Source organism: Occultella gossypii, assembly GCF_019947135.1.
GTDB lineage: Bacteria > Actinomycetota > Actinomycetes > Actinomycetales > Beutenbergiaceae > Occultella > Occultella gossypii.
The window spans coordinates 34,665-58,954 of record NZ_JAGSHT010000022.1; the positions used below are offsets into that span (position 1 = coordinate 34,665).

Annotated in this window: 20 protein-coding genes and 1 pseudogene; 11 read left to right on the forward strand and 10 right to left on the reverse strand. The window is 71.3% G+C overall.

All coding sequences use genetic code 11. From position 1 onward, the window contains the following. Window positions 1-180 precede the first annotated feature (180 nt). The 5 genes from KCQ71_RS22165 to KCQ71_RS22185 all read left to right on the forward strand — a co-directional run bounded on the left by KCQ71_RS22165 (window position 181) and on the right by KCQ71_RS22185 (window position 6,823). Window positions 181-1,635 carry a hypothetical protein gene (locus KCQ71_RS22165; RefSeq protein WP_223410462.1) on the forward strand — a complete coding sequence of 485 codons (1,455 nt, stop codon included), beginning with the start codon at window positions 181-183 and terminating at the stop codon, window positions 1,633-1,635. Next, window positions 1,632-2,741 carry a hypothetical protein gene (locus KCQ71_RS22170; protein WP_223410464.1) on the forward strand — a complete coding sequence of 370 codons (1,110 nt, stop codon included), beginning with the start codon at window positions 1,632-1,634 and terminating at the stop codon, window positions 2,739-2,741. Before KCQ71_RS22165 ends, KCQ71_RS22170 begins: the two co-directional genes overlap by 4 nt. Further along, window positions 2,728-5,589, forward strand: a complete 2,862-nt coding sequence (locus KCQ71_RS22175) for a CHAT domain-containing tetratricopeptide repeat protein (RefSeq protein WP_223410466.1) — start codon at window positions 2,728-2,730, stop codon at window positions 5,587-5,589. Before KCQ71_RS22170 ends, KCQ71_RS22175 begins: the two co-directional genes overlap by 14 nt. A 77-nt stretch (window positions 5,590-5,666) precedes the next feature. Continuing rightward, the gene (locus KCQ71_RS22180; protein WP_223410468.1) at window positions 5,667-6,233 is read left to right on the forward strand and encodes an RNA polymerase sigma factor; all 567 of its coding nucleotides are present in this window, start codon (window positions 5,667-5,669) and stop codon (window positions 6,231-6,233) included. Then, on the forward strand, window positions 6,230-6,823 hold the full coding sequence (locus KCQ71_RS22185) for a hypothetical protein (protein ID WP_223410469.1): 594 nt from the start codon (window positions 6,230-6,232) through the stop codon (window positions 6,821-6,823). Before KCQ71_RS22180 ends, KCQ71_RS22185 begins: the two co-directional genes overlap by 4 nt. A 20-nt stretch (window positions 6,824-6,843) precedes the next feature. Here KCQ71_RS22185 and KCQ71_RS22190 read toward each other — a convergent pair whose 3' ends face one another. After that, the gene (locus KCQ71_RS22190) at window positions 6,844-7,326 is read right to left on the reverse strand and encodes a type II toxin-antitoxin system RatA family toxin (RefSeq protein WP_223410471.1); all 483 of its coding nucleotides are present in this window, start codon (window positions 7,324-7,326) and stop codon (window positions 6,844-6,846) included. Window positions 7,327-7,366: 40 nt separating this feature from the next. Here KCQ71_RS22190 and KCQ71_RS22195 point away from each other — a divergent pair, with 40 nt between their 5' ends. Then, a complete protein-coding gene (locus tag KCQ71_RS22195; protein WP_223410473.1) occupies window positions 7,367-8,878 on the forward strand; it encodes an amidohydrolase in 1,512 nt (503 codons plus the stop codon). 31 nt (window positions 8,879-8,909) lie between these two features. Here the strand turns inward: KCQ71_RS22195 and KCQ71_RS22200 are convergent, their stop codons facing one another. The 3 genes from KCQ71_RS22200 to KCQ71_RS22210 are packed head-to-tail and all read right to left on the reverse strand — an operon-like array spanning window position 8,910 to window position 11,306. Beyond that, window positions 8,910-9,377: a MerR family transcriptional regulator gene (locus KCQ71_RS22200; protein WP_223410475.1), complete on the reverse strand. Its 468-nt coding sequence runs from the start codon at window positions 9,375-9,377 to the stop codon at window positions 8,910-8,912. 31 nt (window positions 9,378-9,408) lie between these two features. Next, on the reverse strand, window positions 9,409-10,275 hold the full coding sequence (locus tag KCQ71_RS22205; protein ID WP_223410477.1) for an SDR family oxidoreductase: 867 nt from the start codon (window positions 10,273-10,275) through the stop codon (window positions 9,409-9,411). A gap of 53 nt (window positions 10,276-10,328) precedes the next feature. Next, window positions 10,329-11,306: a DUF4862 family protein gene (locus KCQ71_RS22210; protein ID WP_223410479.1), complete on the reverse strand. Its 978-nt coding sequence runs from the start codon at window positions 11,304-11,306 to the stop codon at window positions 10,329-10,331. Window positions 11,307-11,527: 221 nt separating this feature from the next. Here KCQ71_RS22210 and KCQ71_RS22215 point away from each other — a divergent pair, with 221 nt between their 5' ends. Beyond that, window positions 11,528-12,157, forward strand: a complete 630-nt coding sequence (locus KCQ71_RS22215; protein WP_223410481.1) for a nitroreductase family protein — start codon at window positions 11,528-11,530, stop codon at window positions 12,155-12,157. A 156-nt stretch (window positions 12,158-12,313) separates the two neighbouring features. Here KCQ71_RS22215 and KCQ71_RS22220 read toward each other — a convergent pair whose 3' ends face one another. The 4 genes from KCQ71_RS22220 to KCQ71_RS22235 form a co-directional block, all read right to left on the reverse strand. Beyond that, a complete protein-coding gene (locus KCQ71_RS22220) occupies window positions 12,314-14,173 on the reverse strand; it encodes an HNH endonuclease signature motif containing protein (protein ID WP_223410483.1) in 1,860 nt (619 codons plus the stop codon). Between the two features lie 353 nt (window positions 14,174-14,526). Next, complete coding sequence (locus KCQ71_RS22225) at window positions 14,527-15,264, reverse strand: FadR/GntR family transcriptional regulator (protein WP_223410485.1); 738 nt, start codon at window positions 15,262-15,264, stop codon at window positions 14,527-14,529. Then, window positions 15,261-16,250, reverse strand: coding sequence for a dihydrodipicolinate synthase family protein (locus KCQ71_RS22230; protein ID WP_223410487.1), 990 nt, complete (start codon window positions 16,248-16,250; stop codon window positions 15,261-15,263). The genes KCQ71_RS22225 and KCQ71_RS22230 overlap by 4 nt, the downstream gene beginning before the upstream one ends. Beyond that, window positions 16,247-17,359 carry a sialidase family protein gene (locus KCQ71_RS22235; RefSeq protein ID WP_223410489.1) on the reverse strand — a complete coding sequence of 371 codons (1,113 nt, stop codon included), beginning with the start codon at window positions 17,357-17,359 and terminating at the stop codon, window positions 16,247-16,249. The genes KCQ71_RS22230 and KCQ71_RS22235 overlap by 4 nt, the downstream gene beginning before the upstream one ends. 60 nt (window positions 17,360-17,419) lie before the next feature. Between KCQ71_RS22235 and KCQ71_RS22240 the strand changes: the two genes are divergently transcribed. The 4 genes from KCQ71_RS22240 to KCQ71_RS22255 are packed head-to-tail and all read left to right on the forward strand — an operon-like array spanning window position 17,420 to window position 22,169. After that, entirely contained in the window at window positions 17,420-19,081 is a 1,662-nt protein-coding gene (locus tag KCQ71_RS22240) for an extracellular solute-binding protein (RefSeq protein WP_223410491.1), read from the forward strand. Next, on the forward strand, window positions 19,062-20,057 hold the full coding sequence (locus KCQ71_RS22245; protein WP_223410492.1) for an ABC transporter permease: 996 nt from the start codon (window positions 19,062-19,064) through the stop codon (window positions 20,055-20,057). The genes KCQ71_RS22240 and KCQ71_RS22245 overlap by 20 nt, the downstream gene beginning before the upstream one ends. Next, window positions 20,054-21,010 carry a carbohydrate ABC transporter permease gene (locus tag KCQ71_RS22250; RefSeq protein ID WP_223410494.1) on the forward strand — a complete coding sequence of 319 codons (957 nt, stop codon included), beginning with the start codon at window positions 20,054-20,056 and terminating at the stop codon, window positions 21,008-21,010. The genes KCQ71_RS22245 and KCQ71_RS22250 overlap by 4 nt, the downstream gene beginning before the upstream one ends. 55 nt (window positions 21,011-21,065) lie before the next feature. Continuing rightward, the gene (locus tag KCQ71_RS22255) at window positions 21,066-22,169 is read left to right on the forward strand and encodes a sialidase family protein (RefSeq protein ID WP_223410495.1); all 1,104 of its coding nucleotides are present in this window, start codon (window positions 21,066-21,068) and stop codon (window positions 22,167-22,169) included. Window positions 22,170-22,335: 166 nt separating this feature from the next. Here KCQ71_RS22255 and KCQ71_RS27940 read toward each other — a convergent pair. Together KCQ71_RS27940 and KCQ71_RS22265 are read right to left on the reverse strand one after the other, a co-directional pair. Further along, window positions 22,336-23,022 (reverse strand): annotated as a pseudogene (locus tag KCQ71_RS27940) (alpha/beta fold hydrolase); the annotation flags it as partial. Beyond that, window positions 23,015-24,070: a protein kinase family protein gene (locus tag KCQ71_RS22265; RefSeq protein ID WP_223410497.1), complete on the reverse strand. Its 1,056-nt coding sequence runs from the start codon at window positions 24,068-24,070 to the stop codon at window positions 23,015-23,017. The pseudogene KCQ71_RS27940 and the gene KCQ71_RS22265, both read right to left, overlap by 8 nt. Between the last annotated feature and the right edge of the window lie 220 nt (window positions 24,071-24,290).

Here is a 24,290-nt window from a genome sequence, read left to right on the forward strand (position 1 = left end):
GCACCGCAACCAGCCAGGGGGCACACCGTGGGCGCATGCCCCGCATCGATCGACGACCCACCCGCGCATGCCCGGCCCGGGCGCCGGCAGCGCACCAACTGCCTGGCTGGCCGAGGTGGAGAACGCCCCCGCAGGTGCCGGCGTCCGCACCTGCGGCCGGTGTCTCCTAGACTCGGGCGGGTGAGCACCGAGGGGGAGCGCGTCGCGACGACGTTGCCGCGTGCCCTCGTGCTGGACCGTGCGTGGCGCGCCACCGCCACCGATCACACGCCCGGCCTGGACCCGCTGAGCAACGCCACCGGCGGCCCGCTGTCCCGGACCGTCAAGCTGATCCTGGAGCCGCTGGTGATCCGGCCGGGCCAGCGACCCGAGCTCGCGGCCACCGCGCTCACGCCCGACGCCGCCGCCGAGCTGACCGACATCCTCGCCGACGCCGGGACGGTCCTGTCGCACACGGCGGCCTGGTTCACCGTGCTCAAGCGGGCCCGCCGCGGGGCCGGCATCACCGAGGGCCACCCGCAGGACCTCTACTTCCAGCGCGCCTTCGAACTCGCCACGGTCCACGGCGAACCGACAGAGCCCGACGGCGCCCGGCTCGCCGGCGAGGTCCTCGCCGAGGTCCACCACGCGGGACCGAGCGTCGCCCGCCTCCGCGAGCACCTCGCCGACCCGGCCACCCGCGCCGAGCACGCCGACCGGCTGAGCCGCAGGTGGTCGGCCCGCTCGGACGACGACACCTCCGCGGAGGCGCCGGGGACCGAGACGCCCGCCCCCGAGCCGGCGGGCTCCGAGTCGGCGGCTACCCCCTACCTGGCGGGCGCCGACCCGGCCGGCGCCGACCCGATTCGGCCCACGCACCGGCTCGCCGCCGCCCCAGTCCTGGACGATGCCGATCAGGCCGCGGCACGTTGGCAGGACCTCGTCGATGCCGACGCCGGCGCCGGCCTCGGCCGGCACTGGTGGTTCGCCGGCGGGGCCGCCCGCGTGGACGGCACCTCGGTCCACGACCTGCCGCCCGCCCCCGAGATCGGCGAGCACGCCTCCACCTCCGACCTGGCGCTCCCGCTGGATCGCAGCATCTACGAGCGGGTGTTCACGCTGGTCCGCTCGGCCTCGGGCCGGGACGAGCTCGGCGACATCTCCGACGTCGTGACCGACGAGGTGGACCGCGCCGCCTCCCCGTGCGGGTACACCGACCCGACGCTGCGCGCCGGGCTCCTGGTCGGCGTGGAACTGGCCCACCGGCTGCGCCCCATCGAGAGCATCGGTCGCCCTGGCAGCGCCCCCGGGTCCGAGCTGGAGCGGCGCATCAACCGCCGCTGGCAGCGCGAGGCCTACGTGTGGCAGGCGCGCCGGCTCCCGATCGACGGCGACCGTGAGGCCGGCGGCGTCCTCGGCGACGTCGCCCGTGAGGTGGCTGCACCCGCCCCGAGGTACGTGCGCCGCCTGTGGTCGAGACTGCACGGCCGCGACGCCAGGTCCCGGCCCTTCGCCGACCACGAGGAGGCCCTGGACGTCCTCGAGGGTGTCGCCCTGTCCGTGATCCGCGACCACCGCGACCGGGTCCGGGGCGCACTGTCCCGCCTCGGCGACGCCACGGCACCGCAACCAGACGCCCAGGCGGTGCCCCAGTGACCGACGTCAGCATCGCCGTCGACCCCCTCGGCGCGGTCATCATCGACCCGGCCGGCGCCACCCCACCCCCGCCGTGGCGCGCGGGCGTGGTCGACGCCGTCGGCGGTTCGCTCACCTGGCCGGTCGGCAGCCCGCGCACGTCACCACCCCACGCGGTGCTCGACGACCCCGACGCCGCCCAGCAATGGCTCTGGCAGGTCTACGGGACCGAGGTGGCGCTCGCCGTGGCCGACCTCGCCGCGGGGCCGACGGGGATCGAGCCGGGCGTGCCCGTGGTCGCGGCCGCCGAGGCCGGCCCGCTGACCGGCGTCGCGCACCGCCTCGGCCACGTCTGCTGGGCGCAGGCCTGGTGGCCCGCGTCGGTGCTCGACGGCGTCCCTCCCCTCGACGCGGACCTGCTGCTTCTGGAGCGGGTCGGGTTGGAGCACGAGGCCGACGGCCTCGTCGACGACCCGCTCGGCGCGGTTGCTGCGACCGGCGTCGCTCGCGCGCTGGCCACCCTGGACGCGCTCAACGGCAACTTCGAACCGCAGTCGCCCGAGTCGGTGACCGTGGCCCAGGCGCGCGCCGCAGCCCTGGACTGGGCCGACGCCCTCGAACTGGAACTGACACCCGAGGCGACGCCGATCCGGGACCAGTTCGCGCTCGCCGCCGGCGCGAGCCCCGCCCCCGGGATCGAACTCGCCCGCGGCCGCCACGGCGCCACCTGGGCCGGCTTGCCGGCCGGCCTGGTCGACGCCGCGGAGACCGCCGTCGCGTGGAGCCTGCGCCGCACCGGCACCGGCCGCGAACTGATCGTCGAGGTCGCTGGTCTGCCCGGCCGACCAGCCGGCCTCACGCTCAGGGCGAGCGTCACGGACGAGGCGGGCACCGCCGTCGTCCTCGATCTGCGTCCGGACGAGAACGGGTGGCGCGCCCAGGCGCCGGTACCCGCGCAGACCGGGACCACGCTGACGGTCGCGGTGACGCTGCCCGGCTACGCCGTGCCCAGGTCCGGGCCGGACGCCGCCGATCGGGACCGGGTGCGCGGCGCCGCGCGGGACCTGCTGGCCTCGCCAGCGATTCTCGCGCAGGGTGCGGCGAGGATCGTCGATGAGGATTTCTGACACCATCCGCCGGCAGATCCATACCGGCATCGAGCTCCAGATGGCCGGCCGGTGGAAGGAGGCCGAGCGGACCCTGAGATCCGTGGAGCGGCCGATCCGAGCGCTGCCCGCCGGATCCGAACGTACCCACCTGGAGCTCGCGCTGCTCGAGGCCCGGGCCACCCTGCACATGTACCGGCGGGAGTGGGCAGCCGCCGAGGAGCGGCTGCGCGAGATGCTCCGGCAGATCCCGGCCGAGCCGGAGGAGTCCCTCAAGCAGTGGCAGGGCAGTGCGCTGACGAACCTGTCCTCGGTATGCGCGCAGAGCGGCCGGGATGTCGAGGCCGCCGAGCTGTCCCAACGGGCCGTCGACGTGTTCGAGTCGATGACCGCGCCGCGTCCGGAGGACGTGGAGATGCTCGCGACCACCCGCAACAACCTCGCCGCGCAGGCGGCCCGGGAGTCCCGGTTCGACGAGGCGAAGATGCACGCCAACCATGCCCTGGTGGCCGCCACCGGGCAGGGCTCGATGATGCCCGAGGGGCAGGCGCTGCGACTGCTCGGCACGATCGCCTCCTTGGAGGACGATCTCGACGGCGCGGCCGACTACCTGGGTCGCGCGCAGGACGTGCTGACCCGGCTCGGCGCGCACCTGGAGAGCGCCCAGGTGGGGCTGGTGCTGGCGAGGCTCGCCGCCCAGCGCGGCGACGGCCCGCAGTTCGCGGCACACATGGAGGAGGTCCGGGAGGCGTTCCGCAGCCGCGGCGAGCTCCGGGCGATCGCCGAGATCGACTACATGCAGGCCGAGTTCATGCTCGCCTGGGTGCCCGAGGAACATGACCGGGCTGCGCTGAACCTGGACTGGACCGGCGTCGATGCGAACACCGATCCGTACACGCTGTCCCAGGACCATCAGAACGATTTGCTGCTCGGGGGCGCCGTCGACTACGCCATCCCGGCCGCGTTGGCACTGGACGCGATGCGCACCCAGTTCCCGTCCGGCTATCAGCGGGAGCGGTTCGTCACCCAGGTGGCCGACCCGGCCCGGGATGCCGCGTTCCGGGCCGCGCTGCAGTCCTCGAACGGGATGGCCGTGTTCGCCCTGATCGAGTGGCAGGCCGCGAGCGGAACCCCCACCGTGGTGCTCCCGCCGGCCGCCGCGGCCCGGCCGGTCGAGGGTGCTGGTGCGAGCGCCGACGAGGCCGTCGAGCTCATGCTCCCGAGCGGCCCGGCGGTGGCCGTGAAGCCGGTGCCGAGGATGCTGCTCGCCCCGGGGCAGGGCGAGGTCCTCGGCGAGGAGTACGCCACGGCGCGGACGAGGTACGGACAGGAACTGCGCTCACCCGAGCTCCTCCAGCGCTGGGCCGAGCCGGGCGACCGGCCCACGGTCGTGCTGACCTACGTGGACACCGGGCACGGCACGTTCTGCAACTGGCGGATCGACGGTGCGCCCGGCGGTGTCGGTCGGATGGAGCACGAGGAGATGGAGCGCGTGCTGAGCCGGCTCGCGCAGGGGCTGCCGTCGGTCGCAGCCGGCGTCGACAAGGTCGCCTCCTACACCGACCTGCTCACGTCCGGCCCGCTCGTGGACTATGACGCGGAGTGGGAGCTGGCGGTCGGACTCGCGCGGGTGTTCCTGGCCACCCAGCTCGTCGACCAGCTCGCGGCATATCACGAGGCCGGGGTCCGCGCCCACGTGCGGGTGCAGCCGTCGCCGCGCACCGCGGCGGTCCCGTGGGAGCTGCTCGCGGTGGACACGACCGACGTGCGGTTGGTGGAGATCGCCGACGTCACCGTGGTGGCGCCGGGCCACGGGCCCGGCAGCGGGAACGACGCCGCCGACGGCGGGGCTCGCTCCGTGTGGTCCGGCGGCGGCCGGTTCCGTGGTCGCGACAGGAGTGGGGCGACGGCGTCCGGCGCGTCCGCGACCGACGCCCGGCCGGCGCGTGGCGGGCTGTTCGGGCGGCTGCGGCGGTCCGGTGCGGGTGGTGCCGTGCCCGCCTCGGCGGGTGCGGTCCCCGCCTCGTCCGGTGCGGATCGTGCCGTGGTCGCCCCGCCCGGCGCGGCGGGTGCCGCCGAGTGGGCCGCACCCGAGGTCCCGGCGACCTCGTCGCCGGCCGATACCGTCATGGCCCTCGACCCGCGGATCCCCGGCTGGCCCGCCGCGTCCGCCCTCGGCTCCGTGCTCGGCCGGGTCACGCCCGGCGACGCCCGGTACGCCGGGCTCCTCGAACAGCTCGACTCCTACGCGCGCGCCGGCCGCGTCGACGTGCCCGGCGACGATCTGACCAGCCTCTTCCGCCGCACCGACGCCGACCGGGACTGGCTCTCCGCCGCCCTGCGGGCCGGCCCGAAGCGGTTCGTCTACGTCGGGCATGTCACTGCTGCCGCGACCGAACGCGGCCAGGCGGACGACAGCCAACTGCACCTGTCCTGCAGCGCGGACACGCCCGGTCTGGCCGAGCCGATGCGTGAGCACCGTCCGCTCTCGGCGCGGGACCTGCTGGCCGACCCGCAGCGCTGGCCGATGCCCGAGCGGGTCGCCCTGATCGGGTGCGATTCCGGTGCGGACGCCCGGTTCCGCGACCCCTACGGCCTGGTCGGCGCCGTGGTGCGCGCCGGTGCGACCCTGGTCACCGGCACCCGCTGGCCGCTGCTCACCGAGCACGCACTGTCCTCGCTCGCGGACGTAGCCGGCAACCCGATCACGGACGCGGTGCTTGCGGTCGACGCCGCGCACGACGCACCGGACGCCGTCGCCGCCTTCAGCGCCTGGCAGCGCGAGCGCCTCGCCGCCTGGCGCTCGAGTCGTACGGTGGCGGACTCGCCGCTCCTGTGGGCCGGCCTGGTGACATTCACGACAGCCTGACCCCATGATCGATACTCCGCCGGTTCACCAGGGCCAGCGGTCCGTAACGCTTCGGACGCGGACGGCCAAGTATGGGTATGAACGACATCAAGGGCATCGGCACCGATCCCGATGCCTTCGAACGGTTCTATCGAGCCCACGTCCGTGCCGTGGAGGGATTCGTTGCGCGTCGCGTCGGTGATCCGCACTCCGCTGCCGACCTGACCGCAGAGATCTTCCTGGCCGCCATCGAGTCCGCCGCAGGCTACGACCCCACCCGCGGGACGCCGGTGGGTTGGCTGTATGGGATCGCACGCAACGTCGTTGCTCAGTGGGCACGCAGTTCAGCGCGCGAACGGCGTGCGATCTCACGGATCAGTGGACGGGCATTACTCGATGGTGACGGGTTGCGTCGGGTCGAGGAACGGCTCGACGCAGAACTCGGCGCACGCCAGGTCTACGTGGGAATGGCACGGCTCTCCGACGACGAGCGAGCCGTGCTGGAACTGGTGGCCTTGGACGGCCTGACCGTCGCCGATGCGGCACGTGTGCTGGGGGTGCAGCCGGTCACCGCGCGGGTTCGGCTTCACCGCGCCCGGCGCACCCTGCGTGCGTTCGTCACGTCCGAGTCTCCGGGCTCGGCTCTGAAGGAGGTCACATCATGAACACCCGAACCGAGGAACCGCTGGATGACTTCGAGTCGCGCCTGTTGGGTGAGCTTCGCGACGTGGTGGCCCTGCGAACGCCCGCCGCCATCGCGGCGCCCGCCCGGAAGCAGGGCGTGCCGCCACGTCGACGCTGGGTGATCGCCGGGGTCGCGGCCGCCACCGTGGGGCTGACCATCTGGGGGCTCGGCACCACAGCGGGCCCTCCCGCGTACGCCGTCTCGGAGAACTCAGCCGGTGACGTGTCCTTCATCCTGCTCGACGCGGACGAAGCCGCCGGCCTGGAAACAGCACTGGCCAGTCACGGGATCGCCGCGGACGTCACGCTGCTCCCGCAGAACACGACCTGCGCGACCGGACGGTTCGCCGGCGAGAACGAATACCCGGACTGGATGGCCGAGCCCGTCATCGCAGACGCCGGCGTGACCGTGACGGTCCCCGCGGGTGCACTGAACGAGGGGGAGACCCTGGTCGTCGTGTACATCGGTACGCGCGACGGGCTGCAACCCGGCGAGATGGCGGCCACCAGCGTCGCGGTTGCCGACGGTCCGGTGGGCGAGTGCGTGCCGGTCCCGGTCTCCGACGAGTGAGGCTTCGGACGCCGCCGCCGTCAGGGCGTGGTGGTGGCTGCGGCCGCCACCACCACGGGGTCGGCGCAGCCGGCCGCGAAGCCCGCGATCCGCTTGTCGATGTCGCCCTGCAGGACCCAGGCGCCGACCCGCTCCGCGAGCGGAGCGAGCCACGCCGGCCGACACGAGAAGTTGTACCGCCAGATCGCCCGGGTACGTCCGCCGTCGGCCGCTTCGAACCGCCACCCACCGCCGAGGCGAGCGAAGAACCAGGGTCCGGTGACCATCTTCATCCCGACGTTGCGGGGCGGGTTGTAGGAGACGTACTCGCTGACCATCCGCAGCCCGCTGCGGTGCCGGGTCATCGTGCGCACGCCTTTCGCGGGCGTGGTCGCACCGTCGAGGAAGCGCTGACGGCGGATGAACGGGTCCCAGCGCAGCCGCACGTCCCCGGTGGTCTGGGAAACCGCGAACGCAGTCGCGGGATCTAGGTCCACAACGACGCTTGACTCGACGACCGGCATGGCAGTGATCGTCCCACGCCGGGCCGGATACGCTGCCGCTGTGTCGACTCCGAGGGACCCGAGCAGCATGCTGCTGCGCAACGTGCGCCGTCCCGGTGGCGGCGAGCCGATCGATGTGCTGATCCGAGACGGCCGGGTCGCGTCGATGTCCGACGGCGGAGGCCGGTCGGGCGTCGATGGCACCGATTCCTTGGTCGAGTCGGTGGCGTCGCTCGATGCCGACGGTGCCGTTCTGGTGCCCGGCCTGTGGGACGCGCACGTGCACATGCAGCAGTGGGCACTGCTCCGCGAGCGACTCGACGTCAGCGCCGCGTCGTCCGCGGCGCAGGTCCTGCGGTCGGTCGCCGACCACCTCGACGCCCGCGAGCCCGGCGACCGCGGCCCGTTGAACGGCTTCGGGTTCCGGGACGGACTCTGGCCCGATGGGCCGACCCTGGCCGCGCTCGACGCCGTGGCAGGCGAGGTTCCGGTGGTGCTGGTCAGCGGCGACGTGCACAGCGCCTGGGTCAACGGCGCCGGCGCGCGGCTGCTCGGCGTGGCGGTCGGGACCGACGGCATGGTCCGCGAGGGCCCCTGGTTCGAGGCGTCCCGCGACTACGAAGAGGCGCCCGAAGCACTGCGCGAGCAACTTGTGGCGAGGGCCGTCCGGGCCGCCGCGGCACGCGGGGTGACCGGGATCGTGGACCTGGAACTGGCGGACAACGTCTCCGCCTGGCAGGGCCGGATCGGCACCGGGGTGGATCAGCTGCGGGTCCGGGCCGGCTGCTACCCGGAACGCCTCGAGCAGACCATCGCCGCAGGGCTCCGAACCGGCGCCGAGGTCGACGGAACCGGCGGGCTGCTCACCGTCGGGCCGCTCAAGATCATCTCCGACGGCGCGCTGAACACCCGCACCGCGCACTGTCGGCATGCCTATCCCGACGGCGGCCACGGCGTGCAGGAGTGGAGCCGGGAACAGATGCTCGACCTGGTCGTCCGGGCCCACGGCGCGGGCCTGACCACGACCATCCACGCGATCGGGGACCGGGCCAACACGATCGCCCTCGATGTGTTCGCCGCAGCCGGCGTCGGCGGGAGGATCGAGCACGCCCAGCTGATCGAGGCCGCCGATGTGCCCAGGTTCGCCGAGCTCGGGATCACGGCCAGCGTGCAGCCCGAGCACCTCCTCGATGACCGCGACGTCGCCGACGTGTACTGGCCCGGCCGGACCATGGACGCGTTCCCGCTCGCGTCGCTGGCCGCGGCAGACGCGCGAATCCGGCTCGGGTCGGACGCGCCGGTCTCCCCGCTGGATCCCTGGCTCGGCATCTCCGCCGCGGTGGCCCGCACCAAGGACGAGCGCGAGCCGTGGCACCCCGAGCAGCGCATCGGCGCAGCCCTGGCGCTCGCCTGCGCTGCCGACGGGCGCAGGAGCGTCCGGGTCGGGGACGCGGCCGACCTCGTGCTGGTCGGCGCGGACCCACTCGGCGCGGACCCGGTCCGTGGGCTGCGGGAGATGCCGGTGCTGGCCACCCTGCTCGGCGGCCGGTTCACCCACCGGGACGGGATCTGACGCCATCGCTCTGAAGCATGGCCGCGCTCGCTCACTCGGGGGCGCCGTAGGTCCGGATCTTGTACTCGGTCACCTCCAGGGCCAGCGTGAGCTCGCGGATCCGGTGCAGGATTCGGTCACGCTGCGCACTCATGATCTGCTGCCGCTCCTGTTGAGTGGTGTGCCCGTCGTCGACCAGTGCGATGTAGCGGGTGAGCTCTTGCATGCTCATTCCGGATAGGCGCATGCGGGCGATGAACACCAGGCGGCGCAGGTCGAGGGCGGAGTACTCCCGGTGGCCGGCGGCATTACGAGCCGGTCGCACCAGCTGCTGCCGCTCGTAGTACCGAAGCGTCGTCGGTGACAGTCCGACGAGCGCGGCGGCCTCCGCAATGCTCTTCGCGGGATCGGACTCGTCGATCGCAGAGTCGTCGAGCAGCCGGTGCAGCGCGCCGATCGGTGCCCCGGTCGAATCCGGCGCGGCGTCGAGGAGTTGTGCGACGAGCAGATCTGTCGACATGCCTATGAACCTACCTCCGGGGTCGCGGCCGTCACAAGGCACGCACCGCGGGTGGAAGGCCCGGGAAGTCCGCGGACTCACCGATGGGGGCCATGCGTCGTACCTCGACGAGGTTGCGCTCATACGTGCCGATGAGGTTGCGGACGGCCTCTGCGCCGAGCGGGAGGCGGAACGGTGGATCGGACATCTCCAGGACTTCGCGGATCACGCTCGCCGCCCGGGTGGGGTCGCCCTCCTGGGCACCGTCCGCGTCGCGCATGTTCGCACGTACAGCGGCCACGTGCCCGTACGCCGCGTCCGCTCGGGCCGCGTGGAGCACGTCGGGTGCGTTGAATGCCGTGCGGAACCGACTCGGCTCCACGACGAGCACACGTATCCCGAACGGTCGTACCTCGCCGGCGAGTGCTTCGGACCACCCCTCGAGTGCGAACTTACCTGCCGAGTAGCTGCCGACGCCGGGGAACGACAGCCGCCCACCCTGGCTGCTCATCTGCACGATCGTCCCGCTCCGGCGCTCGCGCATGGCCGGAAGCACCGCCCTGACGAGCGCGGCGGGCCCGAGCAGATGCTGTTCGATCATGTCTCGCAGTTGCACATCGCCGATCTCTTCGGCGACTCCTACCTGCCCTTGCCCCGCGTTGTTCACGAGGACGTCGACTCGCCCGAATGCGGCGATCGCCTCGTCGACAACCCCGCGTGCCCGCTCGGTGTCCCGCACGTCGTGCTCGACGGGCAGAAGCCGCGGGTAGCGTGCGGTCAGGTCCTGGAAGCGTCCGCGGCGGCGTGCGGTTCCGACGACGTTCTCCCCGGCCTCCAGTGCGGCAGTGGCGAGGGCCCGTCCGAGCCCGGAGGTCGCGCCGGTGATGAGCCATGTCCTTGGTGAGGTGTCCTTGTCCATGGCGCCGACGCTAGGGGTTGAAGCGCGCTCGAACGCAAGTCCTCAGGACGGCCTCAGCAGGTAGTGGCGGCGGCCTGGCGTTCCGCGTTTAGCAGCATCGCGATGGCGTCGCGTGCGACCTTGAGGCGTTCCGCCACGGTCCGGCTCGGCGGACCGGCGGTGACCTTCAGGCCCCGGTAGGCCGGTGCCGAAGGCGCGGCGGCCGCGAACGTACAGCGCATCTCCTCGGATCCGAGGAGGCTCTCCGGCCAGGCGTCGCCGCCACCCGCGCCGCGGGGGGCGATGTGCCCGTCCTGCCATTCCACACCCGAGGCCCCGGCCGCGGGGGTGGCTCCGGAGAAGATGAGGCCGGCCAGTCGGCCGCGCGCCGCCGCCATCCGGACGTGCTCCTCGGGGGTCTCGGCGGAGCGGCCTTCGATGGCGCTCCGGCCCCAGTTCACCGTGACGCCGAGCCGGGGGTCCGCGACGGCCTCGATCACGGTGAGCTCGGCGTGAAGCTCGAGGAAGCCCTTCTCCGGGTTCCGGCCGGGCCGCGGGGCGTCGCAGTGCTCGACGGCGAGGGTGGTGCCGGTCGGGTCCGACTCGAGCAGCTCGGTCAGGGACCGCTCGAACTCACCGACGGACGCGGTCCCGGTCGGAGCGCTGTTGATCTCGATGGCGCGGATGCGCTGCCGACCTGCCAGGTCCGCGGAGCGCTGCGCGAGCATGAGGGCGCGGCGCACGTCCTCGACCGCTGCCGCGCGGCCATCGGCGTCCGTCGACGCGAGTCCGTAGTTCGCGTTCGCTGACAGTTGGCCCATCACCGTGGGGATGCACGTGATCACGAGGTCCCAGCCCTCGGGCACGAGCGTCGGCAGCCCGTCGGCGCCCGCCTGCCAGCCGGGCGTCGCGCCGACGGCGTTCTCGAGGGGGATCTCGAGCGCATCCACGTCAGAGAGGCTCTCAAGGGCACGGTAGGCATCGGGGAGTTCGTCGGGCTCACGGCCGGCGAACAGCGCGTACGCCCCGAGTACCAGTCCCGCGCCGGTCATCGTGCGGCCTCGCGATTCGGGAGGTGGTGGTCGAGGGCGGACGCGATCGGCTCGTGGTGTCGTTGCACGCCGACACGCTACCGTCGCGGCGGGCTCGGGCAGGCCTTCGAGGGCGCGTGCCGCGACACATTCGCCTGTCATAGCGGTGAGATCCGCTGTCCGCCATGTGAGCCATCGCGGCCCGGACCGGGGGAGCGGCCGGGTTGGGGCAGGATCTAGACATGACGCTCTCGCTGTCCCCGGATGAACTGCTCAGCACGACCCGCTCGGTGCGCAAGCGCCTCGACCTCGACCGCCCGGTCCCCTTCGGCCTGGTCCGGGAGTGCATCGAGGTGGCACTGCAGGCCCCGAGCGGCGGCAACCGGCAGGCATGGCACTGGATCGTGGTGACCGACGAGGCCAAGCGCGCCGCCATCGGCGAGTACTACGCCCGCTCCTACGGCGCCTATCGGAGCCAACGGGCGAGCCGCCCCGTCCCGTCCGGCCGCGTCGCTGCCCAGGCCCGTGTGGCATCCTCCTCCGACCATCTCGCCGAGGTCATGGGCCGGGTTCCGGTGCTGACCATCGCCGCGATCGAGGCTCCCGAGCTGCCTGAGGGGAACCAGGCGGGCCTGTGGGGGTCGCTGCTCCCAGCGGCGTGGAGCTACGCGCTCGCTGCCCGTGCCCGCGGGTTGGGCACGGCCTGGACCACGCTGCATCTGCCGTATGAGCGGGAGGTCGCCGATCTGCTCGGCGTGCCCGCACATGTGCGCCAGGGGGTGCTGCTCCCGACCGCGTACTTCACCGGGGAGACGTTCCGACCGGCGCCGCGCGAAGGCGTGGACTCGGTGCTGCACCACGACACCTGGTAGTCGGAAGGGGTGCGCGCCTGGCTGCGCCATCGAGGAACGTGGGTACGGGCGAGCGTGACGGCACGGGCGGTCCTGAGCCAGCGCGCCGGCTCGATCGCCGTTGTCGCGACCAACCTGGACAGCCCGGTCGGCACGCCCCGGGGGCGTGCGTGCTGGTTAGGGGCCGGGGCCGTGGATCTGGTCGCCGTCTTTGGTGAAGAATTGCCATTCTCCGCCGTTCCAGATCATGGTGATCTGGTGGGTGTCGACGTAGCGGTGGTGGTAGAAGCATAGGAGGGCGCCGTTGTGCAGGTCGGTGTCGCCGCCGTCGGCCCAGTGGACGACGGAGTGGTGTCCCTCGCACAGTGGCGGTGGGGCGGCGCAGCCGGGGTAGGTGCAGTGCCGGTCTCTGGCGATCATGGCTCGGCGTCGGGCGTTGGTGAAGCGGCGGTGGGCGCGTCCGACGTTGATGATTTCGGAGTCGGGGCCGAAGATGACGCGGTAGATCTCGCCGCCGCAGGCGATCCGGCGTAGTACTGAGGGTGGGACGGGGCCGGTGCCGTCGGCCCAGGTCGCTGGGGGTTGGGACAAGATCGCGGCCCAGTCCACGCCCTCGAGGGCCCTGAGGGTCGTCAGCCCACTCGTGCCCGGTCGTAGCGGTGGCAGGTCCCGACCGAACACCGGCCGCGCGTCACACGCGTGGAGTGCCTGTGTGTCGGGGTCCAGGCGGGCCCAGTCGGGGATGTCCACCCCAGCGGCCCCGGCCCCGGGTTGCTCGGCGCCGGGGTGCTCGGCCTCGGGGTGCTCGGCCCCGGTGTCGGTGGTGCCCCAGCCGTGGTGGGCGCTGGTGGCGAGGATGTGTTCGAATTCGGGGGCGCTGATCAGCACGCCCATGTGTGGTCTTACGGATTGGCCGGTGCCGGCGAGGCCTTGGTTCAGGATGAGTTGTGCGGCGTCGGCGAGGGCTTGGGCGCGGCGTTGGCTGGCGGTTCGGGTATCACCGGCAGCCGGGACCGGGGTGAGGGCGGCGAGGGTTTCCTTGACCAGGTGGCCGTGTTCTTCGGTGAGGAACCCGGACAGGTGGAACCCGCCGGTGGTGGCGGCGAGGTCGAAGAACTCCCGCTCGCACGCTTCCCGGTAGCCGCGCTCGTCGGACTCGGCGTCCGAGAGCGCGGCGAAGTACTTGCACACCACCCGCAGGTCCTCGAACGACCCCGCACTGGCGAGCTTGAGGATCACCGACTCCGCGGTCGCATCATCATCGAACGGACCCACGCCCGCAGCCCCGCCCGCCTCACCGCCGGCCGCGACCGCCCCATCGTCGGCCGCGCCCGCCCCTGCGGCCTCGCCCGCCTGCGTGGTGTCGGCTGTCTCCGTGGTGTCGGCTGTCTCCGTGGTGTCGCCCGTTGCCGGCCCGTCGCCCGTCTCCGGGCCTTCGCCGGTCTGCGCTACGTCGCCCGCCTGGGTCGGGTCCGTTTCAGCACTGTCGCGCATGCCGCGTGCGGGTAGGCGTAGTGCGGCCCGGCGGGCCGGGCTCGAGGCCGCGAGGGTCGCGATCAGGCCGGCCTGCTCCACCCCGAGGTCGCCGGTGCGCAGGGCTGCGCGGACCTCGGGCAGGTCGTTGGTGAGCCGGTCCGCCAGGCGGACCTCACGCGCGGCCCGCGCGAAGGACATCCTGTGGGTGCGCGCGACGTGCTGGGGGTAGGTGCGGACCTTCCCAGACAAGTCCCACATGCCCTCGGCGCGCTCGGCCGCGAGCCAGTCCAACCGCCGACCGGTCAGGATCTCGATATCGCGGTGCGCCCGCACACTCGCCGCACCCAACACCCGCCCGGTGTGCTCATGCTGCTCCTCGAACGGGTCCGCGGCCGCAATCGCGGCGGTGACACAGTCGAGGACGAAGAGCCGGTCATCCAACGACCCGCCCAACAACGCACCCAGGCTGGCCTCGCGCCGCGGGTCCGAGGCGAGGTCCACCGGACCGGTGCCCTGCTCGGGTGCGCCCTCGCCCGGCGTCTGACCCGTGGTCCAGTCCATGATCCTCACCCCCACCCTCGAACGTGTGTGCTAGTGAGAACCACGCTACGGGAGTTGACCGACGAGACAAGGAGGATGTCAACCCATTGTGGACAACGAGGCACCAGACCCTCGAACAGTCCCCACGACCGACCGAATCACCCCCGGATGCCACACCATCCACAGACCCGACCACCCCACCCGGCAGACGTCACAGGCGTGTCGTAACCGCCCGTCCGCCCTGGCACGTTCCGGCGGCGGAGCAGTCGCGCACGCTGAGAGAGGCCGACATCGTGAAGTTCAGGGTTCGAGCCGTCCACGCTCACTTCGACGGCTTGTCCGGTCGTCACGGCAGATCGTGGGGGAGTCTGCGATCAGTCCTTCGTGATCGTGGTGCCGGGCTTCCCGGCTGCGGCGAGCCGAACGCTGATCCCGTCGAAGTGGTCGACGAGGGACTGGGCCACGCGCTCAGGCTCACCGGAGGCGAGTGCATCGCAGATCTCCCGGTGCCAGCTCACGGCATCCGTGGGCGTGTAGCGCGGACCCGGCAGTTTTTCGTCGACGTGCTGGAAGGTCCGCCAGAAGACGCGGAGCAGGTCGAGGATCAGACCGTTGTTCAAGGGCTCATACATAGTGGCGTGAAAGCGCCAGTCCTCATCAGGGAAGTACCGGCCCTCGGCCGCGGCCGCATCCATCTCCGCGACCACAGCCTCCAGCGGCGCCCGCGAGCCCTGGGACCAGTACGCGGTGACCTCGTGGGCGAGGCCGACCTCGAGGGCGCGCCGCAACTGCAGCAGTTCCCGGACGTCGGTGAGGTCTCCGCTCGCGGAGAGGGAGAGCCGGAAGCCGAGCCCTTCCTCCAGGGACTTCAGCCCGGCCGAGCCGACGAACGTCCCGTAGCCGTGCCGCACGTCGATGATGCCGACGGCCTGCATGGCCTTGATCGCCTCGCGCAGCGAGTTCCGGGAGACGCCGAGTTCGGCCATCAACTCCGGTTCGGTGGGCAGCGGGTCGCCGGCCTTCAGCCTGCGTTCGACGATCAGGTCGCGGATCCTGGTCCGGGTCACGGCCTGGCTGGCCAGGGCCCGTCCTGCTCCGCTCTGCGTCGTCATTGCCCCGCGGGCTCCTCGCTTCCCGATCCGATCGTTCCAACACCTACTATCGCACCGATCCGCGGTCCGAACTCGGCGATGAGTGCGCAGACCTCTGCCCGCTCCGCCTCGTCGAGGGGTACGCCGGGTCGCGCCAGCGTGGCTCCGGCGATCACCCCCAGGTCCACCAGGGCTGCCTTGAACGCGCCGAGAGCGGCCGAGGTGGCCGACCGCTGGGCCCTGTCGGCGACGGTGGTGATCCTGAACAGTTCGAAGAGGCGGTCCTGCTCGGCGCGTGCCTGTTCGACCTTGCCCGCGCGGGCCAGGTCGAACAGAAGCCGGTAGCCGGCCGGGTCCACATTGCCCAGACCCGGCACCACACCGTCGCAGCCCAGCCCGATCGCGTAGTCGACGGTGAGCTCGGACCCCGTGAAGATGGACAGGTCAAGGCCCCGTGCGGACCGCCGCGACAACAGGGCGCGCAAGGAGACGTCGGAGCCGCTGGAGTCCTTGACGGCGACGATCGCACCTTCGGTGGCGAGCTCGATGACCGTGTCCGGCGACAGTTTCGTGCCCACCTTGGACGGAATGTCGTAGGCCACTACCGGCACGTCCACGCGCGCCGCGACCTCGGCGAAGTGCCGGCGGATCTCCTCGGGATGCGTCGCCGCGTAGAACGGCGCGGTCACCACCACGGCATCCGCACCCGCGGCCGCGGCGCGCCGTGCCTGGTCCACCACCCGGTCCGTACCCGTGTCGATCGCGCCGGCAAGCACGGGCAGTCGTCCGGCCGCCCGCGCCACCGTGGCTGCGACCACCAGTTCGCGCTGGGCGTCGGTGAGTCCGCTGACCTCACCGGTGGTGCCGAGCACGAAAAGTCCGTGGACGCCGCCCTCGATCAGGTGGTCGACGAGCCGATCCAGTGAAGTTTCGTCGACCCTCCCGTCGGGTGTGAGTGGGGTGCACAGGGGTGGGATGACGCCGGCGAGGCGGCCGTGGCTCGTCACGAGATTCCTTCCGTAGGGCTGAACTGGATGAAGCGTATGGATTCGTACGCGGATTGCGACCCGCACTCGACGAGGGCTGCGAGCGACCCGTTCGACAGGAGTGTCAGGTCGCTGTAGGCCCCGGGACCTTCGTGCAGCACGGGGCCGCGGGTCCAGGTGGCGCCGGCGTCGCCGCTGCGCCAGAGGGTGACGTCGCGGCGTTCGGTTCGATGCCCCGGGGTGCTCAGCCACAACTCATCGGCGCCGGTGGCCAGCATGCTGCCCTGGACCGCGGGTACGGCGAGTTCCGGGTGCGGGCGGAAGGGCGCCCGAAATCCCTCCCCGGCGTCCTCGGACCACGCGCCCAGGCGACCACCTACGCGAGCCTGGTTGCGCGCGTTGACGTACACGACGCCGTCGGGCAGTTCCGCGGCCGTGGCCTCGTTCGGGTTCAGCGCCGCACCCGCCGGACGTGCCGTGGAGTCTACGGCGCCGACTCGCCAGGTATGACCGTCGTCGTCGCTGAGGAGCAGATGGCCGCCGTAGGCGTGGTCACCGGGCGCGTCGGAGAGGACCGAGTGGGTGCACGCCGCGACCAGACGGCCGCGGTGCGGACCGTTGGCGAGCGTGAGCCCGTGACCGGGACCGGTGGCGAACCAGCCCCAGTCCGGGCGACGAACCTGGTCGGTGATCTCGATCGGGTTGCCGAACGGTTCACCAGGGCTCGGTGCGCGCTGGACCCAGACGCGGCGCCGGTCGTCCTCGGCGACCCCCGGGCGCATCAGGTCCGACTCGGAGACCGACGCCCCGTTGGTGACCGTCAGCAGGACGACCTCGCCTGCTGCGGTGAGGAACGGCATCGGGTTGCCGGTCGTGTGGTCCGGGCGCCGGGCCACCACGGTCATCGGTGCCCAGGTGGAGCCGGAGTCGGTGGAGTGCCGCACCACCACGTCGATCCGACCGGTGTCGCCGGCTGAGTCGCGGCGTCCCTCACAGAACGCCAGCAGGTGTCGACCCGATGCGAGCAGGGCCGGGATCCGGAACGAGGCGTAGCCGAGCGTGCCCGCCGTGAAGAGTTCGCGCTCGTTCGCAGCCGCCGGAGGACCCGAGATCTGGGCTCTTGAGGACATGGGACGTACTATGTCATAGTGGCTCGGTCTTGTACCAGTCCAGGTCCGAAGGAGAACCGGATGTCGCGTTCATTGAAGTTCCTAGAGACAGACCGACGCACCGTGCTCAGGGGCGGGGTCGCCGCAGCCGTCGCTGCACTCGGCGGCGGCGTGCTCGCCAGTTGTTCCAGCGAGGGGTCGCCAAGCGGCGGCGGAGGTGGTGGCGGAGGCGGCGGCGGCGCGACCGTCGACCTTCCGACCTACCAGCGGTTCGAGGGTGCCACCCCGGACTTCCCAGCCGCCGCGGAAGGGATGAACGAGGGGTTCCGCGCCTACCCCTCGGGCCCCGAGCGCATGATCACCGATGACCTCGGCGACGGTGAGGTCATCAGCTTCATGACCAACATCCCGGGGGCCATCCCGCCCACCCGGGACTCCAACTCGTTCTGGCAGGCGGTCGAGGAGCGGATCGGCTCGCCGCTCGAGATCTCGATGTCCTCCAACGACGAGTACAAGGACAAGTTCGCCACCCGCATCGCCGGTGGGGACATCCCGGACATCCTGAACATCCCGAAGGACGTGGCCCAGCTACCGGACCTGCTCGAAGCCACCTGCCTCGACCTGACCGAGTACCTCTCGGGCGACGCCGTGCTGGACTACCCGTTCCTGGCGAACCTGCCGCCCCAGTCCTGGCCGGACACCCGCTTCAACGGCAAGATCTTCGCGGTCCCGGTGCCCCGCGGCATGTCGCGCACATCGGCCCCGATCTACCGCCAGGACCTGACCGAGGCGGCGGGCATCAGCGAGGCTAATCCGGGCAGCTTCGACGAGTTCATGGACCTCTGCGCCGAGATGACGGCGCCGGGAGCCAATCGGTGGGCGTGGGCCTCGATGCCCTCCCAGTACATCCAGCAGATGTGGGGCACGCCCTACCTCTGGGCCGAGGATGGTGGCGCCTTCACCCACATGTACGAGACGGAGGAGATGCTCGGCGCGATCGAGGACATGATCGCGGTCTGGGCCGCCGGGGTCGTGAACCCGGACGCGTACACGGCCACCGGTGGTGCGAAGAAGCAGTGGCTCGCCGCTGGGACGGCGACCTTCATCCACGACAGTTTCGTCGCGTGGAACCAGTTCTACACGGACAACCCGACCATCACCGAGATGCGGCTCAACATGCTCGACGTGCCGGGACGGGACGGCGGCCAGGGATCTCCCTGGATGGGTGCGGCGAACAACAACATCACCGCATTCAACGCCGAGACCACGCACGACCCCGAGGTCCTGCTCGCGATCGCGAACTGGATGGCCGCACCGTTCGGCACCGAGGAGTACCTGTTCCGCAAGTTCGGTGTGGAGGGCGAGCACTACGAGCTGACCGGGACGGACCCGGTGCCTACCGCGCTCGGCAGCTCCGAGGTCGGGATCGGCCTGCAGTACATCAGCGACGCTCCCATGGCGCTCTACCTGCCCGGCCGCCCCGACGTCCCCGAGACGCAGGCCGCAGTGCAGGCCGCGATGGTCGATCGCCTCGTCGACGACGCGTCGTACGGCCTGTACTCGGAGACCAAGTCCCGCATGAACGCCCAGCTCGAGGGCGCCGTCAACGACGCCATGAACCAGGTGGTGCAGGGGAACGCGGGCATCGAGACCTTCACCGACGCCGTCGAGACCTGGCGCGTCAACGGTGGCGACGCCATCCGGGGTGAGTTGGAGGAGGCGTATGCCGCCGAGCACGGCTGAGCGGCTCGCACCACCGGTCGCCGCGGCGCCGAGCAAGCCGGTCGGCGCCGCACACCGGCGGCCGCGGTTGCCATGGTGGCGCCGGCTGAGCCGGGACCGCATGCTGGTGCTGTTCGCGCTGCCCGGCATGCTGGCCGTGCTGTTGTTCCAGTACGTGCCGCTGCTCGGCAACGTCATCGCGTTCAAGGCCTACCAGCCGTTCCTCGGCATCGGAGAGAGCCCATGGGTGGGGCTGGAGAACTTCCGGATCATCTTCAACGGCGACCCCGCGTTCCTGGCCGCGCTGCGGAACACCCTGATCCTCACGGGGCTGCAGGCACTGTTGGTGTTTCCCGCGCCGATCGTGCTCGCACTCCTGCTGAACAGCCTGTTCTCGGACCGGATCAAGAGGCTCGTGCAGAACGTGCTGTACCTGCCGCATTTCCTGTCCTGGGTGATCGTGGTCGCGGTCTTCCAGCAGATGCTCGGGGGCAGTGGACTGCTGAACAACTTCCTGCGTAGCCATGACATGGCGGCCCTGGAGATCATCGGCAACCCGGACGTCTTCCACCTGCTGCTGACCGCCCAGATCATCTGGAAGGACACCGGCTGGGCCACGATCATCTTCCTTGCGGCGCTCTCCACGGTCGATCCTCAGCTCTATGAGGCTGCCGCCGTCGACGGCGCAGGACGGCTGCGGCAGATGTGGCACATCACGCTGCCCGCGCTCAAGGGCGTGATCATCCTGCTGTTCATCCTGCGCCTCGGCGACTCGCTCTCGGTCGGCTTCGAGCAGATCATCCTGCAGCAGGCCGCCGTCGGACGCGGCGTCAGCGAGGTCCTCGATACGTACGTCTACAACAACGGCATCGTCGGCGGGCAATGGGGCGTCTCGGCCGCCGTGGGTCTGGTCAAGGGCGTGGTCGGGGTGATCCTCGTGCTCGGCGCGAACAAGGTCGCCCACATCTTCGGAGAACAGGGGGTCTACAAGTCATGAGCGCGACCCGGACCGTGGAACGTCCGTCGAACCGGACCGTGATGCCGCCGAGCCGGCAGCGGCGCGGCCGGCGGCTCGTCCTCGGCACCCCGCTGCCGCCGTGGTACGTACAACTGGCCAAGGCGCTGGTCCTCGGAGTCTTCTGCGCCGTGGTGATCGCGCCGTTCGTTGCAATCATCTCCACGTCCATCGCCCCCCGTGACCAGATCTCGAGGGCCGGCGGACTGGTGCTCTGGCCGGACGCGGTGAACCTGGATGCCTACCGCTCGATCCTCTCCGGTGGCGTCGTCACCCAGGCGGCGCTGATCAGCGTCGGCGTGACCGTCGTGGGTACGGCGCTGAGCCTGTTCACCTCGTGCCTGCTCGCGTACGGGCTGTCCCGGCCCGGCTCCTTCGCCAGCCGGCCGATGCTGCTCATCATCCTGTTCTCGATGCTGTTCTCTGCGGGGATCATCCCCACCTACCTGCTGGTGCGAGGCGTCGGCCTGATCGACACCCTGTGGGCACTCATCCTGCCGACCATGATCAGCGGCTTCAACGTGGTGGTGCTGCGCTCGTTCTTCATGAACATCCCAGCTGAGCTGCTGGAGAGTGCCCGCATCGACGGCGCCGGCGAGTGGCGGATCTTCTCGGGGATCGTGATCCCCCTCTCGAAGGCGGTCCTGGCCGTGATCGGCCTGTTCTACGCGGTGAGCTACTGGAACGCGTACTTCAACGCGCTCATCTACCTCAACGACTCCGGGCTCTGGCCGCTGCAGCTCGTGCTGCGTACCTACGTGATCAACGAGACGGCACTGTCCAACACCGACCTCAGCGTCGCCGAGAACCTGCCCGCCCAACCGTCGCTGCAGATGGCGATCCTCGTCGTCTCGCTGGTCCCGATCCTGATCGTGTATCCGTTCCTGCAGCGGCACTTCGCCAAGGGGATGATGATCGGCGCCGTCAAGGGCTGACTCCGCAGCGCCCCGCCGTCACCACGACCCGCCACTCAGCCACAGGAGCTTTCACATGCCCGCGCCGATCACCGTCTTCGAACGCGATACCCACGGCTACCAGTGCTTCCGCATCCCGGCCCTGGTCCGAACTCCGGCAGGCACCCTGCTCGCATTCGCCGAGGGCAGGATGCCAGCGATCCACACCGACGCCTGGTGTCATGACGCCGCACCGATCGACCTGGTGCTGCGCCGCTCCACCGACGGCGGTGCCACCTGGGGGCCGCTGCAGGTCCTGCTGCGCGGCGCCGGGCAGGACGACTCCGGGCTCACCGGTCCTGACGGCCAGGCGACCCGGGGCAACCCGGCGCCGGTGGTCGTCACCCGGGGACCACACGCCGGCCGGGTGGCCCTGCTCAGTTGCCACAATCCGGCGGGCGTGCGCACGCGCACTCCGTTCGCCCAGGTGAGCGATGACGACGGCAGGACCTTCTCGCCGGCACGGAACATCTCCCACGTCCTGCCCGACGGCGTGGGGTGGTTCGCGACAGGTCCGCAGCATGGTCTGGAGCTCGGTGAGGGCCCGCGTGCCGGCCGATTGCTGGTGGGCATCAACTACGACGTCGACGGTGCCTGCCACGGCGGGCTCCTCTGCAGCGACGACGCCGGGCAGACGTGGTTCCGTGGTGCGACCGTCACCGGCGGGGAAGGCGGCGACATCCCGCAGGAACTCGGCCTCGTGGAGACGGCGGGCGGGCGCCTGCACGCGTTCGCTCGGCAGAACTCCTACGCGCCGCTCACCCGGCAGCACGCTGTCTCCACCGATGGCGGCGACAGCTTCGAGGCGCCGTTCGCCGGAGTCCCCGACCTGATCACCACGCCGAGGATCCAGGGCTCGGTGGTGCGGGTGGCCCCCGTGGGTGCACCGGCGCCACCCGGGACCGCGGTCCTGTTCAGTTCGCCGTCGGACCCGGACACGCGGCGCACCATGACGATCTGGCGCAGCGACGACGATGCCGTGACCTGGTCCGAGGTGGGACCGCTCAGCGATGACCGGGCCGGCTACTCGGATCTGGCCGTGCTGGCGCCCGGCGTCGTCGGGCTCCTGTACGAGACCGGCGCCTACCCGGACGGCGACGCCCGTGACACGATCCGGTTCGCCACGCTCGAGACGCCGTAGTGCCCGTCGAGAGGTTCCCGGAGTCGCTGATGGACGGTCGGCGCGATGCGCTCCGTACCGTTCGACCGGTGTGATGCCGCTGCAGGAACTCGAGCACCGGCGGCCAGACCCGGTCCGGGTCGCTGATGGGAGCGGCGTGTCCCAGTCCGGGCAGCTCCATGAAGTCGGCATCGGGGATCGCTTCGGCGACTTCGCGGGCGCGGTCGGCGAAGGTGTCGGCGTCGAGGGCGAAGGCCATGACCAGGACCGGAACACTGACCCGGCTGAGCGCCTCGAGACGGTCCTGATAGGTCGCGATGAACTGCGCCGACCGCCGGCGCCGGGCCGGGTCCGGGCGACCTGCCCATTCGGGCCCGGTCTGGCGCATTCGCGCAACGAAGGTGTCGTCGGCAAGCCGCGCCGGCGGGAAGGCGGTCAGCAGCGACATCGCCAGCCGCAGCGGCGCGAGTTCATCGCCTCCCTCCGCGAGGAGGTCCCAGCACTCCTGGAGCGTCTTGTCGATCTCGTTCTGACGCCCGTAGGTGGCCAGCAGCGCTGCGCAGGTGACGTGCTCCGGTAGGGCCAGGGCGACCTCCTGGGCCAGCGCGCCGCCCTGCGACCAGCCGACGACAGCAACCGGATCGGGCCGGGATCGCACGAAGTCGGTGGTGCAGGCGACGGCGCTACGCCAGTCGAGGCCGGTGCAACGGTGCTCGAACGTGGTGACCCGGTACCCGAGCTCCAGCAGGCGAGGACGGACCGGCTCTGACCACATGACGGGATCGGCGAGTGGATTGCTGAGAAACACGACTTCGGGACCGTCCCCCCACGACCGCGTCACGCCGTGCCATTGGATCGATCCGGCGTCACTCATGCTCGGAGTCTGCCAGCGACCGCAGACCTGCCGTGGGCCCCCGATACTGCGCGTGGATGTCGCCGTCGAACAGGCGCCAGCAGAAGTCGTTCATCTCGGCTGCAGCGGGAGCATGCCGGGCGAGGATGTCCGCCACTGCCGCCGGCAGATCGTGCGGGATGTCGCCGCTCGCGCACCGACGCACATAGGCGTTGCGTGCGGCGGGACCACCGCTGATCTCCGCCGGCACCGGCACCCCACCCACCGTGGTGACCAGCCAGTTCACCAGTCGCATAGCCGCGTAGTCGGCATCGTGGTCGACGTTGCGTGCGACGAAGTCGCGCTCGGCGTCGGACAGGTCGAAGCGAGGCGACGTGGCCAGCCCGAGATCAACGAGGTAGATCTGATCATCGTCGGCCCGCATGTTGCCGAAGTGTCCATCCAGGTGCAGCACCTCGCGGCCACGCAGGAACGCGACGGCCTCGAAGAGTTGCCGCTCGACCGTCTCGGCACTGGCCACCGGGTCGCTCAGCATGTCGAGCAGCCGATCGGGGAGGTACTCGAGGAAGAGCACGAGGCTGAAGCTCGCGCGGGCCAGTTCCTCGAAGCGGGACCGCACGGCAGGGTCGCCTCCGAACTGGGCGACGACCGCCTCGATGTCCCGGTGCTCGGACGCGACGGGTGGGCGGCCCGGTAGCACCCGCCAGTGGTGCAGCAGGGCGAAGGCCTCGGACTCACCGCGTAGGACTCCCTCGGTGACGGCGGTGTTCGCGGCCAGTTCGCGCCACGCGCCGAAGCCCGGGCCGGCGAGGCGGTGCATGCCGTACTGGCAGGAGGTCGGCAGGTCGAACAGATTCGCTGTGCTGTGCGGATGCGCCAGTTCCCGGTCGGTGATCGGAATCCGCTTGGCGAACACCGAGATGCCGTCGATGTCGAGCACCGAGGAGCCACCGCCCACTCCCACAGTGCTGGTGGACGCACCCTGGAGCATCGCCGCCAACTCGTCGTCGTCGCAGGCGGCGAGCGTCGCTGACACGCGGTGGTGACGGACACGTCGGGTGCTGAGCATCACGCCATTCTGCCCGCCACCGAGGATCCGGTCAGCGGTCCTCGGTCGAGCCGCCCGAGGCCGCCTGTGGTTTCCGGGAACGGTCGTTCGTGCCACGCGGCGAGGTTCGGACCCTGGTTGACAGTCGTGCGGATCACGAGCAGCATCAGGAACAGGCGTCGCCCAGCGCCCAGCCTGTGAGGAATCGTCCCAGCCGATCCTCATGTCGGCGAAGGGGATT

Bases quoted from the DNA above. Each gene is read 5' to 3' on its own strand.
- KCQ71_RS22240 (WP_223410491.1), top strand. From the start codon at position 17,420: ATGTCGCGTTCATTGAAGTTCCTAGAGACAGACCGACGCACCGTGCTC.
- KCQ71_RS22205 (WP_223410477.1), bottom strand. From the start codon at position 10,275: ATGGACAAGGACACCTCACCAAGGACATGGCTCATCACCGGCGCGACC.
- KCQ71_RS22215 (WP_223410481.1), top strand. From the start codon at position 11,528: ATGACGCTCTCGCTGTCCCCGGATGAACTGCTCAGCACGACCCGCTCG.
- KCQ71_RS22185 (WP_223410469.1), top strand. From the start codon at position 6,230: ATGAACACCCGAACCGAGGAACCGCTGGATGACTTCGAGTCGCGCCTG.
- KCQ71_RS22220 (WP_223410483.1), bottom strand. From the start codon at position 14,173: ATGGACTGGACCACGGGTCAGACGCCGGGCGAGGGCGCACCCGAGCAG.
- KCQ71_RS22250 (WP_223410494.1), top strand. From the start codon at position 20,054: ATGAGCGCGACCCGGACCGTGGAACGTCCGTCGAACCGGACCGTGATG.
- KCQ71_RS22255 (WP_223410495.1), top strand. From the start codon at position 21,066: ATGCCCGCGCCGATCACCGTCTTCGAACGCGATACCCACGGCTACCAG.
- KCQ71_RS22175 (WP_223410466.1), top strand. From the start codon at position 2,728: ATGAGGATTTCTGACACCATCCGCCGGCAGATCCATACCGGCATCGAG.
- KCQ71_RS22235 (WP_223410489.1), bottom strand. From the start codon at position 17,359: ATGTCCTCAAGAGCCCAGATCTCGGGTCCTCCGGCGGCTGCGAACGAG.
- KCQ71_RS22210 (WP_223410479.1), bottom strand. From the start codon at position 11,306: ATGACCGGCGCGGGACTGGTACTCGGGGCGTACGCGCTGTTCGCCGGC.
- KCQ71_RS22245 (WP_223410492.1), top strand. From the start codon at position 19,062: ATGCCGCCGAGCACGGCTGAGCGGCTCGCACCACCGGTCGCCGCGGCG.
- KCQ71_RS22225 (WP_223410485.1), bottom strand. From the start codon at position 15,264: ATGACGACGCAGAGCGGAGCAGGACGGGCCCTGGCCAGCCAGGCCGTG.
- KCQ71_RS22200 (WP_223410475.1), bottom strand. From the start codon at position 9,377: ATGTCGACAGATCTGCTCGTCGCACAACTCCTCGACGCCGCGCCGGAT.
- KCQ71_RS22180 (WP_223410468.1), top strand. From the start codon at position 5,667: ATGAACGACATCAAGGGCATCGGCACCGATCCCGATGCCTTCGAACGG.
- KCQ71_RS22190 (WP_223410471.1), bottom strand. From the start codon at position 7,326: ATGCCGGTCGTCGAGTCAAGCGTCGTTGTGGACCTAGATCCCGCGACT.
- KCQ71_RS22265 (WP_223410497.1), bottom strand. From the start codon at position 24,070: ATGCTCAGCACCCGACGTGTCCGTCACCACCGCGTGTCAGCGACGCTC.